The organism is Collinsella aerofaciens (assembly GCF_039758965.1).
In the GTDB taxonomy this organism is placed as follows: domain Bacteria; phylum Actinomycetota; class Coriobacteriia; order Coriobacteriales; family Coriobacteriaceae; genus Collinsella; species Collinsella aerofaciens_BR.
This window is the reverse complement of sequence record NZ_JBDMSL010000016.1, coordinates 26,047-41,021: the sequence shown is the minus strand read 5'-3', so window position 1 is coordinate 41,021 and position 14,975 is coordinate 26,047. Positions and strand designations below refer to the sequence as shown.

The following is a 14,975-nucleotide window of genomic DNA, read 5'->3' as shown; positions in this document are numbered from 1 at the left end:
CAGACTCCTCCTCTATAATTTCTGCAGCTGATACCATATTGTAGCGATACCCTCTACGTTTCCCCAAAATCGAAAGGCTTCCATGAATCCCAGGACTAAATCTCAGGACATTCGCGACTTGAGCCAAAACGATATTCGCGAGCTCGTGGCAGAACTCGGCCAGCCCGCTTTCCGCGCCAAGCAACTCATCGAATGGGTTTTTGAGAAGAACGTTTGTTCGTTTGATGATATGACTAACCTTCCCAAGGCCTTCCGAGAGCAGCTTAAAGAGGCCTTTGCCTTCGATACGCCGACTGAACTCACCAAGCAGGTTTCCAAAGATGGCTCTCGCAAGTATCTGCTCGAGTACCACGACGGCATTTCCGTTGAGACTGTCGGTATGCCCCGTCGTAACAAGCTTTCCGTCTGCGTTTCCACCCAGGCAGGCTGTGGCATGGGTTGTGCATTTTGCGCCACTGGCCTTAACGGCCTCAAGCGCTCGCTGACAGCCCAGGAGATCGTCGACCAGGTGTTGCACGTCTCGAATGATTTTGGCGAGCGTGCTACAAGCGTCGTTTTCATGGGCCAGGGCGAGCCCTTTGCTAACTACGACGAGGTTCTCAAGGCTCTGCGCATCCTTAACGATCCTGACGGTATCGGTATTGGAGCCCGTCACCTTACTGTCTCTACCAGCGGTGTTATTCCCGGTATTCGCAAGTTTGCCGACATTCCCGAGCAGTTTACGCTCGCTGTGTCGCTGCACTCCGCTATCCAGTCCACGCGCAACAAGCTTATGCCTGGCGTCAAGAAGTACACGCTTCTGCGCCTTCATGAGGCGCTGCAGCTCTACACCGAAAAGACGGGCCGCCGCCCAACTTATGAGTACGCCATGATCGAGGGCGTCAATGACACAAACCCCGAGATGCAGGCGCTCTGCGACTTCTGTGAGGGAACGCTGTGCCACGTTAACCTGATTCAGCTTAACGACATTGAGGGCAGCCCGCTCAAGCCGTCTCCGATTCATAAGGTTGAAGATCTTCAGCGCCGCCTTGAGTCTCGTGGCATCGAGACCACGATCCGTAATTCGCGCGGCAATGATATTGATGCTGCCTGCGGTCAGCTGAAGCAACGTTTCAAGGTCCAGAAGAACGCATAGGGGAGTCTGTGCCCCATAACGTTTCATGTGAAACATCCGACAGCCCTGGTTGCAAATAATGCAACCAGGGCTGTTTCATTTTCTTTTATACTATTGGATCGATTTACGAAATCTTAGTTTTATAGCCAAAATAAGGGGTCCTTGTCTTATGAATCAGACTAGGACCCCTTCAAAACAGGCAAGTAATTGTTAGGTACCTAATAACCAACATTTTCCCACTGATGGTTAACCCAGTCTTGGTTAATCTTGGGATTCTTAGTCACCTGAGCAGTGCGCATAGCGACATCTTCGGTCATCACATCCATTTTCTTCTTAGATGTATCGACGATATCCTGAGCTCCACGCAGAAGTCGACCGCGCAGTTCATCATCTGTCGCAAGCTTATAGCCTGCAAAAGCACCAGCAGCGACAGTGGTTGCCAACGCAATGGCCGCGAGAACCTTATTCTTCATCCTGATCCTCCTGCCCGAATTGAATCATTTCACCAAGGATACGGGAGAGCTCCTCTTCGTCTTTGAACTCGATTTCAATCTTGTTCTTGCCACGCGAGCTCTTCACGCGCACATTCGTGTTAAATACTTGACGAAGGACTCGAGCGGCCTTTTTGAATGACTGAGGTGTTGCTGGCCTCGGCGTCTTAGGTGTTTCTCCGGCAGAAAATAACGGAGCAAGATTTTCTGTCGCTCTGACGGAAAGGCCTTCTGCAACAACCTTCTCAGCAAGTCGAATCCTCGCATCTTCATATGGAACTGCAAGAATCGCTCTTGCATGGCCTGCAGTAAGCTTGCCCTCGAAAATCATCTGCTGTACGACTTCCGGAAGATCAAGCAAACGAAGTGAATTTGTAATTGCGGAACGAGACTTACTGACAGCCTTTGATAACGCCTCTTGCGTCATGCCGCTGGCATCAATGAGCTGACGATAACCCTTCGCCTCTTCGACGGGATTCAAATCAGAACGCTGAAGATTCTCGATAAGAGCAAGAGCGAGCATTTCCTCATCATTAACTTCTTTAATGATGACTGGCAGTTCCTCAAGACCAGCAAGCTTTGACGCCTGGTAACGACGCTCACCCGCAATAATCTCATAGCCATTTCCATGCTTGCGAACCAACAGCGGCTGCAAAACGCCATGTTCTTGTATTGACTCACTTAACTCGCGAAGTTCAGTTTCGTTAAAGTGAATTCGCGGCTGATTAGGGTTGGGAACAATATCCTCAATAGGCAGTTTTGTTTCAGATGCAGCATTTGAAGCCGATGCAGCCGAACCACCGGTCTCATACTCGGCCTCTGAGACCAAAGCATTGAGTCCACGTCCCAATCCGCCACGTTTCTTTGCACTAGGCACGCTTGATCACCTCTTTTGCCAGGTTCATATACGCTTTTGCACCCTTATTTTGAGGTGCATAGGTAATTACCGGCTCTCCAAAAGACGGAGCCTCAGATATTTTTACAGTACGGGGAATTAGGGTCTTAAAAGCCTTATCACCAAAGTACGACTGCACTTCCTCAACAACCTGATTCGATAGTGAAGTACGCGAGTCATACATGGTCATAAGCACACCATAGGTGTCTAAGCCCTTGTTCAGACGTGATTTGACCATCTTCATTGACTCAAGCAGCTTCGTAACGCCCTCGAGTGCGTAATACTCGCACTGGATCGGAATCAAAACGCTATCTGCTGCGGTCAAAGCATTGATGGTAAGCAGACCGAGCGAAGGAGGACAGTCAATGAATATAAAATCGAACTCATCCTGAATTGGCTCAAGCAGATCTTTGAGGCGGGTTTCACGAGCAATTGCGCTTACGAGCTCAATTTCGGCACCTGCAAGCTGAATTGTCGCCGGAATAACGAATACCTTTTTGCAATTTGTATCAAGAACAAGTGATTCTGCCGGCACATCATTCAGCAATGCATCATAGATACATTGATCAAGGTCTTCTTTTTCAATTCCAAATCCACTGGTGCTGTTTCCCTGCGGATCAAAATCGACAATCAGTGTCTTGCGTCCCTGTTCGCCCAGTGCTGCTGCAAGGTTTACAGCTGTCGTTGACTTACCAACGCCGCCTTTTTGATTGATAATTGCAATAATACGCGTGTCTTTTGCGCTCTTCGAACGCTTAACGTCGCGAAATCCCACGGTCCCTCCTGATGTGTATTAAAGCTGTCAAACGGAGGATGTTTCACGTGAAACATTCCGATTCGATATCAACCGCCATGTTTCACGTGAAACACGGCAAGTTGTTAGTATCCATTATGTTTCACGTGAAACATCTAGGCAAGCGGATTCTTCTTTGCCATGCCATTTGCACGAGGCAATGAGACGGATGCTGGATAACTCTTCTTAAGAACAATAAACTCCCTGTGGCCTAAGCCCTCAGGCAAATCAATTGCGTCATTCAGAAGCAAAGTGAAGCCACAGATCTTAGCTGCTGACATGCCAGAAGTAAGCTCCTCATCCGATGGATTGCCCTTCGTGATAACAAATAGCCCTCCGTCCTTGAGGTACGGAGCTGCATACTCAACAAGAATCGGTAGAGGGGCCAGTGCGCGGGCGGTTACGACAGAGAACTGCTTCTTATGGCTTCGAGCATATTCTTCAAGGCGATCATGGACTGCATGACCATATTTCAATCCGAGAGCATGAACAAAAGAATTGACAGCATCAACCTTTTTGCCAACAGAGTCAATATAAGTAGCTTTACGATGCGTGGTTATCGTTAATGGAACACCAGGGAAGCCTGCGCCTGTTCCCATATCGAGCAAAGCTCCATCAGGAGCCTTATTGACATAAGGAAGCAAAACAAGTGAGTCGAGGATATGAAGTACCGCAGCATCTTCAACGTTAAGAATACGAGTGAGATTGGTTGTCTTATTTGTTTCCAGAACCAAATCCAAATGCTGGATACATTTCCTCAGCTCAGCATCAGTTACGCTCAAGGAATACTCTTTGCAATAGGAAGTTAGACGGCTGAGCATCTCGTCAGTCTGCTGATCAGTAAGTACAAACAACAGAAGCTCCTTTCTGACAAAAATCAGTGTATCGAGAACTTTTGACAAAAAAAGGGGACGTGGAAACCACGCCCCCTTAGCATAAGCTCGAGTAGATTATCGAGCAACAATCACCACATGGCGATCAGGGTCAGAACCCTCAGAATGGGTATCGACAGCATCATTGCCACGAAGTGCGATATGAACCAGTCGGCGCTCATAGGCATTCATGGGCGGAAGCGAAACACTCTTATGGGTACGGATGGCACGCTCGGCGGCCGACTGGGCCATTGAGGCAACCTTGTCCTGACGACGGCTCTTGTAGCCCTCAACGTCAACCACAACCGGATACCTAAAACCGAGCTTGCGGCTTACCAGCAAAGAGAACATGACCTGAAGAGCATCAAGGGTACGACCATGACGGCCAATGAGAACAGCAAGATCAGGAGCGGTAACATCCAAAATCAGCTCGCCCTCGTCGCCCTCGTACTCATCAATAGGAGAGTTGGCGGCATCGAAGTGCGAAAGGATGGAACGCAGAATGGAAATCGCAACATCGGCAATGGTGTCGAGCTCCTCATCGGTCAGCTCTTCACCGGCCTTGTAGCGCTGTGCAATCTCGGGATAATCGCCCGCAATCTGCGGGGCAACCTCCTCAAGCATATCCTCGATGATCTCTTCAGACATAACGTACTCCAAAAGTTAGGTACCTAAATAAGATTGATATCCCGACTACTTCTTCTTATGCGGACGCGGCTTCTTCTCGCGACGGGTAACCTCGACCTGCAGCGGAGCGTTCTTGAGGCGCTCCTCCTCATCGGCCTTGGCCTTGTCGATAACCTTCTGCGTCACGAAGATCTGCTGGATAACCTGCCAGGCAGAAGACACATCGTAGTACAGCAGAACGCCGACGGGCAGGCTCCAGCCCATCCAAAGCATCATGACGGTCATGACGACAGCCATCATGCGCATGCTCTGGGCCTGCTGACCAGTCTGATTGCGGGACATATACAGCTGCGGAATCAGGGTCAAGACAGCAAACAGGATCAGGCAGATCAGCGCAGGCAGCGCAACCATAAAGCCATCGGCAAAGGAAGCGCTCGGCGTGGTGGTCAGATCGGGCAGGATGTTAAAGAACGAGAACGTGCCCTCGTTAAAGTACTGCGGCAGGTTGCGCAGAAGCGTGAACAGGGCGATAAGGATGGGCATCTGAATCAGAAGCGGCAGGCAGCCGGCCAGCGGATTGAACTTGTTCTCGCTGTAGAACTTCTGCATCTCCTCGGCCTGACGCTGGGGGTCGTCGGCATAGCGCTCCTGGATCTCGAGCATCTTGGGCTGCAGCACCTGCATGCGAGCCGTCGACTTGGTCGACTTGAGCATGAGCGGCGTCAGCAGCAGACGGATGATGACCACCAGGATGATGATGGACAGGCCCCAGTCGACCGCAAAGGTCTGGATGAGCTTGAGCAGCTCGAAAAGGATGTTAACAATCCAATCCCACATGTAAGTTTTCCTCCGATAGCGAGTGCCCGCTAGGGCACAGGGTCATAACCGCCGACGTGCAGGGGATTGCAGCGAGCGATGCGCCTCACGGCAAGCCAGCAGCCTCTCAAAACACCGTGCTTCTCAATCGCCTGGACGGCGTATTGCGAGCACGTTGGGTAATAAATGCAGGCGTCAGGCAATAAGGGCGAAATAACCTGTTGATATATGCGAATAGGAGCGATGGCAACACGTCGCAAAACGTGATTGCTCATCGCTCCTCCCCGGCAACGCCGGCGCGCTTCATAAGCGAACGCAACGCCTTGTCCATCTCCTGCGGCGAGGAAACCCTCGTCTTGGGAGTTGCAAACAAGATGATGTCATAACCCGCAACGGGAAATCCGCAGCTGCGGGCGGTCTCGCGCATCACACGCTTAGATCGGTTGCGCACGACGGCACAACCGAGTCGCTTAGCACCAACGAAGGCGACCCTTCCGGAGTCGCCTTCGCCAACCGATTCACATATGGTCATTCGAATCAGAGGGTGATTGAAACGACGCCCCTGACTGAACACATGCTCGAAATCTTGCCGAGACTTAATAGTCTTCATGCGAGATGTGTGTATCGCTGCTAGACAGTGAGACGCTTGCGGCCCTTGGCACGACGACGGGCGAGCACGGCACGACCACCCTTAGTGGCCATACGGGCACGGAAGCCATGGGTCTTGGCACGCTTACGCTTATTAGGCTGATACGTACGCTTCATCTTAAGTTCCTCCTGCTGCATTTCGAGTGTCCGCGGGGACGCGGACGCAGATATAGACACGTGAGCTTGAAGATTGTAGGGAAATCAATGTTCAAATGTCAAGAAATCAAAGGTAAAAGGTTGCGCAGTTCACACGGTTCCCCCATAAGCGCAACCGAAATTTGCGCCTCATGGCAACCTTTCACGATATTTCATCGAGTTTTCAACAGGTCATGTTGGCAATGTTGAGAACTTTTCGCCCGTTTTCCAAAGTTTTCAGCAAGTTTTGAAAAGTTGTCGAAAGATGAGAAACGTTGCACGGTGAGCTACTATTTGTTCGAAACCTTTTGAAAGATTGCGAGCGGCATGTCTGACGACTTTTACACCATGGTCGATTCCGGAGACCCGGCACCCGACAACGAGCACATCACCGGCGTGCGCGAAGAGCGTGCGGAAGGCGAGCAGGCGACCATGCAGGCGCCAAAAGCCATGTACGCCGCGCGCATCGCCGTCTATGACGACATGCTGTCGACACCGCGGGTGATCGTCATTGATCCGCAAGATGTCCGCACGTATTTGGAAGAGACGACCAACACCGTCTACCAGTGCATGAAAGAACAAGGTGGCCATATCTCGCTCATGGTCATCCGCGAGATTGTCGAAAACTTTATCCACGCACACTTTGCCGAGCCCATCATCTCGATTCTGGACGGCGGAGACACCATCCGCTTTGCTGACCAAGGACCCGGCATCGACGACAAGGAACGTGCTTTCGACTTTGGCGTTACCAGCGCAAACAGCAAGATGAAGCGCTATATCCGTGGAACCGGAGCAGGGTTTCCCATGGTGCAGGAGTATTTGGAAAACGCCGGCGGTGCCGTATCCATCGAGGACAACATGGGCAACGGCACCGTGGTTACGGTAAGCCTGAACCCTAAACGCGTGCAGGAAATCGAGCGTGCCGGCGGACGCGGCGCTGCCGTGCGGCCCGAGACGGAGCAGCCCACATATCCCCTGCCGGGAGCTTTTGCGCAGCAGCCCGTGGCAACGCAGCAGATGCAGCCCCCCGTGGGACAGATGCAGCAGCCCGGAATGCTTCCCACACAAGAACCCCAGGCGGCATCTATGTCGATGCCGCCAAACATGCCAGAGGCCATGCCGCTGGCTGATCAGGATGCAGCAGCAATGCAGCAGGCGACGGGGGCGCCGGGTGGCCAGCAAATGGGCTATCAGCCGTACCAACAGGGATATCCATATCAGCAGATGCCGCCACTGGGGTATGGCCAGCAGTTCCCGCAGCAGTACCAGCAGGGATATCAGCAGCCGTACCAGCAGATGCCGCAGCAGCAGTACAACCCCTGGGCCCAGCAGACGCCTCCGCAGCCTTACCAACAGTGGCCTCAAAGTTTTCAACAGCAAATGCCGCCGACGCAGAGTTCTCAACAACCAGCAGCTCAAATGATGTATCCTAATGCAGTAAATCAGTATGCACAGCCACAACCGGACGTGTTCGTAAGCGATCGCGGCAACGCCGCGCTGGGCTATCTGGCGCAAAATCAAGCGTGCGGCGCAACCGATCTTGCGAGGGCGTTTGGAAACTCGGCCCCCACTTGGTCACGCACGCTCAATGACTTGGCGCAGGCCGGCTTGGTCATCAAGCATGGCCAGAAATACCATCTGACCGAACTCGGCGCCGCTCGCGTGCGAGCTCAGAGCTAAAGAACGGGAGAGACAGTGGACGAGGAAGCAAGCATCATCCTGGGGGATGCCATCGCCTTTTGCCAGCGCGACGGCCAAGATGCACGCCTCATCAACATGCTGGGGCAATCGCGCGCCATAAGCCTGACCGAAGATACGCTCACGATCGAGGCCCCCTCGCGCTTTGCCATCGCGCAGCTCAAAAAGCATCAGCCGACTATTGAGGCCTATCTGGAAGAAATCGCCTTTGCACCGATTGCTCTCGACATCGTGGCACCGCAAGGAGCCGCGACGGAATCCGCTGCCGCCACGGCGCCCGCCACGGCTCCCGCTGCTTCCCCGGCGGTGCCGGCCTCCGCAGGCGATGTGCCGACAATCGAGCACCAGCACAGCGATGTTTCCCGTGAAACAATGGCACCGTTGACGAGCGCGGCGGCGACGTCAACGAACGCACCCGTCACGCACATGCCCATCGCTCACGACGCAGCGGCGGGCGCGGATTCGGGCATTGCAATCAAGAACACGCTCTCGGCCGACGATTTTCGTCGCATGATGAACCAGATGAAGGGCGGAGCGCCGACTAAATCCACGCAAGCTGCGGCCCCCGCTTCACCCATGCCAGCACCGACCGTGCCGGCCGAGCAGAATACGGATGGAGCCCCGCTCGCCGCGAACTCAAAATTTACCTTTGAGAACTTTGTCTACGGCCCCGAGAACAGCCATGCCTATCGCTCGGCACTCAAGTTTGCCGCCCTCGCGGACGAGCGCGGCACATGCACATCCCTGTTCATCTATGGCAAATCGGGGCTGGGCAAGACCCATCTGCTGCTCGCCATCAAAAACGAGCTCGCCGAGAAGTCGCCCGAGATCAAGGTCAAGTATGCCAACTCCCAGGCATATCTGGACGACCTGATGACCGAGTTCGACCGTCAAAAGAAGAGCAACGCCCCCATCATGCAGGCGTACCACGGCGTGGACGTGCTCATCATCGATGACATCCAAAACATCATCGGCAAGCGCGCGAGTGTGGACTACTTTTTCCAGCTCATGGACGAGTTCATCCGCAACAACAAGAAGGTCGTCATCGCGGCAGACCGCGCCCCCAAGGACCTGAGCATGGACGAGCGTCTGACCAGCCGCTTCAACGCCGGAATGCTCTGCCTGGTCGCAGAGCCCAGCTACGAGATGAAATACAAGATCTTGCAGCGCTATTACGAGAACACCATCGTCGCCGCTCCCGAGGCGGGCGACGACTCACTGCTGGCGGCCTATGGGGGCGACGGCGGACACCTGACCGACGAGCACTTTAAACACATGGCCGAGGTCTCGGGCACCAACATCCGCGAACTCGAGAGCTTTTGCGAGCGCTGCGCCGGCGAGGCGGGCGACCGTGAGCGCGAGGGCGGGGAGCTCACCTTTGACGATATCGACGCCATCGCCAGCCAGTACTTCGACACATCGGCCAAAAAGATCAACGTCCAGACGGTTCAGTCCGTCATCGAAGAGCAGTACGGCGTGACGCACGAGGAGCTCATCGGCCCGCGTCGCAACGCCAATATCGCCAAAGCACGCCATATCGCTATCTACCTGGCCATCGAGATGTGCGAAATGACGACCACGGCGGTGGGCGCCGAATTTGGCAACCGCAACCACTCGACCGTCAGCACGAGCTACAAAAAGGTCCAGAAGATGATCCAGGAAGACCGCACCGTCACCGAAGACCTCAAGTCGCTGCGCGATAAAATTACACTGCGCTCGTAGGGAAATAGAGACACCTGTTGAAAACTTGTCGAAACCACGGGCATAAGGTGTCTAAAACCCAACCCGCGGTGATGAAAAGTTTTGCGCAGGTTTTGAACGTGGAAAACCACCCCTGTTGCACACAGGCTGCTGTCGATTCTCTTTCTGGGTCTGACCTGCGTCTTTGGGAGTAATCAACAGTTTCGTCAGTGCTATTACTATTATTAAGATATTTATATCTATAGAAAGGTATTAAAAGATGAAGTTCACCGTCAGCCAGAGCTCGCTTACACAAGCCATCGGCGTCGTTATGAAGGGTGTCGCTTCGGCATCCACCCTTCCCATCCTGTCGGGCGTGCTCGTCAAGGCCCAAGACGGCATCTTGGAATTCCAGACCTCTAACTACACCATCTCGATCCGTCATCGCATCGCGGCGCATGTCGAAGAAGAGGGCGAGATGGTTATCCCCTGTAAGATGCTCTCCAATATCACCAAGACCCTCCCCGATGCCCCGGTCACCTTTGAGCTGTCCGAGCGCCAGGTGCTGATTGGTTGCGAGAAGAGCTCTTTCCGCCTGAACACGCTTGATGCTAATGACTTCCCCGAGTTTCCGGCCTATGCCATCGAGAGCGCCGTGGAACTGCCGACCGATATCTTGTCCGAGATGGTCGGCCGCGTGTGGCGCGTCACCTCGACCGACAAGGCCCGCCCCATCCTGGGTGGCGTGCACATGAAGGTCGAGAACAACACCGTGCGCCTGGTGGCGACCGATTCCTTCCGTTTGGCCGTGTGCGATACGCAGGTCGAGACCTCGACCCTCGAAGGCTCCTTTGAGCTCAACGTTCCGGCTGACGCCTTTAACGACGCACTGAACATCATGGACAGCCAGGCGACCATCATGATCGGGGCTACCGACACCCAAGTCGTCTTCGAGGCCGGCAACACCACCTACGTGTCGCGCCGCATCGAGGGCGTGTACCCCAACTACAAGCAGCTCATCCCCGATTCGTGCGTGACGAGCGTCAAGATCGACGTCGCCGCCTTTAACGCCGCCCTCAAGCGCGTGGCCGTTATCGCGAGCGCCAACCCCGCCGTCAAGTTCGAGATCGATGTCGAGAACGGGCAGATGGGCCTGTCCTCCATCTCCAATGACCAGGACCTTGCGCAGGAGACGATCGATGTCGAGGCCGAGGGCGAGTCGGGTACCATCGCCTTCAACTACCACTACATCTTCGGCTGCCTCAATGCCCTGTCCAAGGAGAAGGAGATCACGCTGGAGCTCAAGAGCTACTCGCAGGCGGGCATCTTCAAGTCCTACGACAAGATCAACTACCTGTACCTGGTCATGCCGGTTCGCATCTAGCGCTGCGCCATGACCATGTTCGCCCGCGATCTTTCCGTCGCGCACTACCGCAGTTTCGAGAGCTATCGTCTTGCCCTGGACGAGGGCGTGACGATACTTGCGGGACCCAACGCGGCGGGAAAGACCAATCTCATAGAGGCGCTGCAGCTGCTGACGAGCGGCGCCTCGTTTAGGCATCCGACCGCAGCCGAGCTCGTCCATGATGGCGTGGGCTCGTGCAAGATCGAGCTGAGGCTCGAGGGCGACGGCCGCGTACTTGATATGGGATTGAGCGCGGAGGACGGTAAACGCTCGTTTAGCCGCAACGGCAAGAGATGCTCTGCCGCCGGTGTGCGCGGGGTTCTGCCGAGCGTGCTGTTTTGCCCCGACCATCTGGACATGGTTAAGCGAGGCGCCAGTGTGCGCCGCGCCGCCCTCGACGACTTTGGCATGCAACTGAGCGCACGCTATGCCGATCTTGCGAGCACCTATGGTCGCTGCGTGACCCAGCGTAACGCCTTGCTCAAGGAGGCCTGGTGCTGCCGCGAGATGCTCGGCGCGTGGAACGATTCGATTGCCCGCGCGGGCGCGGCTCTGCTCGTGCACCGGTTGGCCCTGCTCGACCGGCTGGCGGGCCATGTGCGTACTGCCTACGGGCAAGTGGCGTCCGGTGAAGCCGCCAACGTGTCCTATGCGTCCACGCTGGGGGATTTGCCCCAGGTCGATGATCGCGAAGAGCTGAAGGGCTGGGCGTACGAGCGCATGCTGGCTGCCCTTGATGAGCACGCCGACGAGGAAATTCGCCGCGGCGTGACGTTGGTGGGACCGCATCGCGACGAGATTGAGTTTGCTGTGGCGGGTCGCTCCGCCCGTTCATTTGCCAGCCAAGGTCAGCAGCGAACGTTGGTTCTGGCCTGGAAGGTGGCGGAGGTGGCCGTGGCTCGCGATGTCCTGGGCACCGCCCCACTGCTGCTTTTGGACGACGTGATGAGCGAACTCGACGGCGAACGCCGCGGTGCTTTCCTGCGGCTGATCGGCGATGATATCCAGACGGTCATAACCACGACCAACCTGGGGTACTTTACCGATGACCTGCTTGATCGAGCCAAGGTGGTGAGCATGGGTGAGACGTGCTAATTACGAGCGCGAGAGCGAAACGGTCGCCTTCAGTGGCTTTTTGAACGCAGAGCGCCAGCGCATCCTGGCGGCTGCGACCCCTGAGCGCCGTGCGCAGATGGAGGCCGCCGAGGAGTCGCGCGCGGTCTATCGCGCGTGGAACGCGGTGTGCTCGGGCACGCGCGAGGGGCGGCGTGTGACGGGCCTGCGCTACCTGCCCGAGTCCAATGAGCTGCTGGTATATCTCGACTCGCCCTCGTGGACGCAGGAAATGACGTTGTTGCGCGAGATCATCCGCGCGCGCATGGAGCGCGCCGGTGCGCATGTGGATGGCCTGGTGTTCAAAACCACCGCGCCCGGTCACACGCCGCCCGCCGCCAAGGAGCGCCTTCGCCCAGCGGCGACCGAGCGCCCGCCGGCCCCACACGCCGACCTCAGCGATGCCGAGCGCACCGAGATTGAGCGCCAAGTGGCGCCCATCGAAGACCAAAAACTGCGCGAGGCCCTCGAGAACGCCATGAGAGCCAGTGCCGAGTGGGCCAAGGGCGTGCAAAGCAAAAAAGAGCCTTAAATCGCATCTGGTGGCCTTGTAGAGCCAAATACCCTCGTTCCCGAGGGTATTTTTTTACGATAAACTAGTAAGGCTGTACACATTTTCTTGACTGAAGGAGGACGTGTGGCAAACGAAAACGATTACGATGGCGGCGAGATTAAGATTCTCGAAGGTCTCGAGGCCGTTCGTAAGCGCCCGGGCATGTATATCGGCTCGACGAGCGCCAGCGGTCTGCATCACCTGGTGTGGGAGATCGTTGACAACTCCGTCGACGAGGCCATGGCCGGTTTCTGCACCGAGATCCAGGTGACGGTCCACGCCGACAACTCCATCACGGTCGTCGACAACGGGCGCGGTATCCCCGTCGACGAGCACCCTGTTAAAAAGATCCCGACGCTCGAGGTCGTCATGACGATTTTGCACGCCGGCGGTAAGTTCGATAATTCGGCCTATAAGGTCTCGGGCGGCCTGCACGGCGTTGGCATCTCCGTCGTCAACGCACTGTCCAAGCGCGTGGTCGTTCAGGTTCGTCGCGACGGCAACACCTACGAGATGGAGTTCTCGCGCGGCAAGACCGTCAAGAAGATGGAGGTCGTGGGCACCTCGGATTCGACGGGCACCACCGTCACCTTCTGGCCCGACGACGAGATCTTCGAGACCTGCATTTACGATTTCGATACGCTGCACAACCGTCTGCAGGAGACGGCGTTCCTCAATAAGAACCTCAAAATCGTGCTGACTGACGAGCGCGAGTCTACTCCCCACGTGGAGGAGTTTTGCTACGAGGGCGGCATCATCGACTTCGTCAAGTTCCTTAACGAGGGCAAGGACGTCCCCGAGGCCTTTAAGGAGCCTATCTACATCGAGGGCAAATCGGACCCGGACGCACCTGTGGCCAAGATGGGCGAGGTTGAGGTTTCCCTGCAGTGGAATAGCGGCTACGGCGAGAACGTCATGTCGTTTGCCAACGACATCTACACCCCCGAGGGCGGCATGCACCTTGAGGGCTTCCGCACCGCGCTCACCCGCGTGATCAACGACTATGCGCGCAAGCAGAACCTGCTCAAGGAAAAAGACGCCAACCTGACCGGCGACGATGTGCGCGAGGGCCTTTCGGCCGTTATCTCGGTCAAGCTGCCCGATCCGCAGTTTGAGGGCCAGACCAAGGCCAAGCTCGGCAGCTCCTATATGCGCGCGCTGACGCTCAAGATCGTGACCGACGGCCTCGCCGATTACTTGGAGGAGCATCCCAAGCCCGCCCGCGAGATCGTCAAGAAGGCGCAACAGGCCTGCAAGGCGCGCAACGCCGCCCGCAAGGCGCGCGAAGCGACCCGTCGCAAGAGCCTGCTCGAGACGGCGTCCCTGCCCGGTAAGCTCGCTGACTGCTCGGTGCGCGATGCCGAGCTGACCGAGCTCTTCATCGTAGAGGGCGACTCGGCAGGCGGTTCGGCCAAGGACGGCCGTCGCCGAGACATCCAGGCGATTCTGCCCCTGCGCGGCAAGATTTTGAACGTCGAGCGCGTTGGTGACCATCGCGCGTTCTCGAGTGACACCATCCAGTCGCTGATTACCGCGATCGGCTGCGGCGTCACGACGAGTGCCGGCGACGGCGGCGATTTCGATATCACCAAGGCGCGCTACCACAAGATCATCATCATGACCGATGCAGACGTCGACGGCGCGCATATCCGCATCCTGCTGCTGACGTTCTTCTACAAGTACATGCGTCCGCTGATCGATGCCGGCTACGTCTATGTTGCCTGCCCGCCCATCTTTGGCATTAAGGTGCGCAACAAGATCCACTACGTGTATCCCAACGGCCGTCAGCCCGAAGACGAGATCCTGCGCGATACCATCCAGAGTCTGGGCCTGAACCCCGATGATAACGACGAGGACGGCAAGGCCAAGGACGGCAAGATCACCAAAAAGCGCAAGGGCTATACCGTCCAGCGCTACAAGGGCCTGGGCGAGATGGACCCCAAACAGCTTGCCTCGACGACGATGGATCCCAAGACCCGCATCCTGCAGCGTGTGTCGATCGAGGACGCCGTGGTGGCGGACCGCGCCGTGCGCGAGCTGATGGGTTCCGAGGTCGGCTATCGCCGCGAGTACATTGAAAAACACGCACATGATGCACGATTCCTTGATGCTTAAGAGGAGGTAACGTGGCAGAC

The 14,975-nt window shown here is 56.0% G+C and carries 16 protein-coding genes; 7 read left to right on the top strand and 9 right to left on the bottom strand.

What is annotated here, in order from left to right:
• Positions 1-82 precede the first annotated feature (82 nt).
• A complete protein-coding gene (rlmN, locus tag ABHU32_RS06540; RefSeq protein WP_055251319.1) occupies positions 83-1,135 on the top strand; it encodes a dual-specificity RNA methyltransferase RlmN in 1,053 nt (350 codons plus the stop codon).
• Positions 1,136-1,332: 197 nt separating this feature from the next.
• Here the strand turns inward: rlmN and ABHU32_RS06535 are convergent, their stop codons facing one another.
• The 9 genes from ABHU32_RS06535 to rpmH all read right to left on the bottom strand — a co-directional run bounded on the left by ABHU32_RS06535 (position 1,333) and on the right by rpmH (position 6,373).
• On the bottom strand, positions 1,333-1,587 hold the full coding sequence (locus tag ABHU32_RS06535; protein WP_346979430.1) for a hypothetical protein: 255 nt from the start codon (positions 1,585-1,587) through the stop codon (positions 1,333-1,335).
• Positions 1,577-2,482, bottom strand: a complete 906-nt coding sequence (locus ABHU32_RS06530; RefSeq protein ID WP_346979429.1) for a ParB/RepB/Spo0J family partition protein — start codon at positions 2,480-2,482, stop codon at positions 1,577-1,579. Before ABHU32_RS06530 ends, ABHU32_RS06535 begins: the two co-directional genes overlap by 11 nt.
• Positions 2,475-3,275: a ParA family protein gene (locus tag ABHU32_RS06525; protein WP_118238235.1), complete on the bottom strand. Its 801-nt coding sequence runs from the start codon at positions 3,273-3,275 to the stop codon at positions 2,475-2,477. Before ABHU32_RS06525 ends, ABHU32_RS06530 begins: the two co-directional genes overlap by 8 nt.
• A gap of 134 nt (positions 3,276-3,409) precedes the next feature.
• Positions 3,410-4,147 (bottom strand): 16S rRNA (guanine(527)-N(7))-methyltransferase RsmG, encoded by a 738-nt coding sequence (gene rsmG, locus ABHU32_RS06520; RefSeq protein ID WP_346979428.1) that lies wholly within the window; start codon positions 4,145-4,147, stop codon positions 3,410-3,412.
• Between the two features lie 96 nt (positions 4,148-4,243).
• Entirely contained in the window at positions 4,244-4,813 is a 570-nt protein-coding gene (locus tag ABHU32_RS06515; protein WP_117786710.1) for a Jag family protein, read from the bottom strand.
• 45 nt (positions 4,814-4,858) lie between these two features.
• Complete coding sequence (locus tag ABHU32_RS06510) at positions 4,859-5,629, bottom strand: YidC/Oxa1 family membrane protein insertase (protein WP_117803443.1); 771 nt, start codon at positions 5,627-5,629, stop codon at positions 4,859-4,861.
• 29 nt (positions 5,630-5,658) lie between these two features.
• Positions 5,659-5,883 (bottom strand): membrane protein insertion efficiency factor YidD, encoded by a 225-nt coding sequence (gene yidD, locus ABHU32_RS06505; protein ID WP_082421942.1) that lies wholly within the window; start codon positions 5,881-5,883, stop codon positions 5,659-5,661.
• The gene (gene rnpA / locus ABHU32_RS06500) at positions 5,880-6,218 is read right to left on the bottom strand and encodes a ribonuclease P protein component (RefSeq protein ID WP_148331767.1); all 339 of its coding nucleotides are present in this window, start codon (positions 6,216-6,218) and stop codon (positions 5,880-5,882) included. Before rnpA ends, yidD begins: the two co-directional genes overlap by 4 nt.
• 20 nt (positions 6,219-6,238) lie before the next feature.
• Positions 6,239-6,373, bottom strand: coding sequence for a 50S ribosomal protein L34 (rpmH, locus tag ABHU32_RS06495; protein WP_019127408.1), 135 nt, complete (start codon positions 6,371-6,373; stop codon positions 6,239-6,241).
• A 345-nt stretch (positions 6,374-6,718) separates the two neighbouring features.
• Here rpmH and ABHU32_RS06490 point away from each other — a divergent pair, with 345 nt between their 5' ends.
• From ABHU32_RS06490 to gyrB, 6 genes are all read left to right on the top strand, one after another.
• Positions 6,719-8,071 (top strand): ATP-binding protein, encoded by a 1,353-nt coding sequence (locus ABHU32_RS06490; RefSeq protein ID WP_346979427.1) that lies wholly within the window; start codon positions 6,719-6,721, stop codon positions 8,069-8,071.
• 15 nt (positions 8,072-8,086) lie between these two features.
• Positions 8,087-9,811: a DnaA ATPase domain-containing protein gene (locus ABHU32_RS06485; protein ID WP_117848455.1), complete on the top strand. Its 1,725-nt coding sequence runs from the start codon at positions 8,087-8,089 to the stop codon at positions 9,809-9,811.
• A gap of 238 nt (positions 9,812-10,049) precedes the next feature.
• Complete coding sequence (dnaN, locus tag ABHU32_RS06480) at positions 10,050-11,153, top strand: DNA polymerase III subunit beta (RefSeq protein WP_346979426.1); 1,104 nt, start codon at positions 10,050-10,052, stop codon at positions 11,151-11,153.
• Between the two features lie 9 nt (positions 11,154-11,162).
• A complete protein-coding gene (recF, locus tag ABHU32_RS06475; protein WP_346979425.1) occupies positions 11,163-12,269 on the top strand; it encodes a DNA replication/repair protein RecF in 1,107 nt (368 codons plus the stop codon).
• Positions 12,256-12,819, top strand: a complete 564-nt coding sequence (locus tag ABHU32_RS06470) for a DciA family protein (protein ID WP_346979424.1) — start codon at positions 12,256-12,258, stop codon at positions 12,817-12,819. The genes recF and ABHU32_RS06470 overlap by 14 nt, the downstream gene beginning before the upstream one ends.
• A 105-nt stretch (positions 12,820-12,924) precedes the next feature.
• A complete protein-coding gene (gene gyrB / locus ABHU32_RS06465) occupies positions 12,925-14,955 on the top strand; it encodes a DNA topoisomerase (ATP-hydrolyzing) subunit B (protein ID WP_022094340.1) in 2,031 nt (676 codons plus the stop codon).
• Positions 14,956-14,975 lie beyond the last annotated feature (20 nt).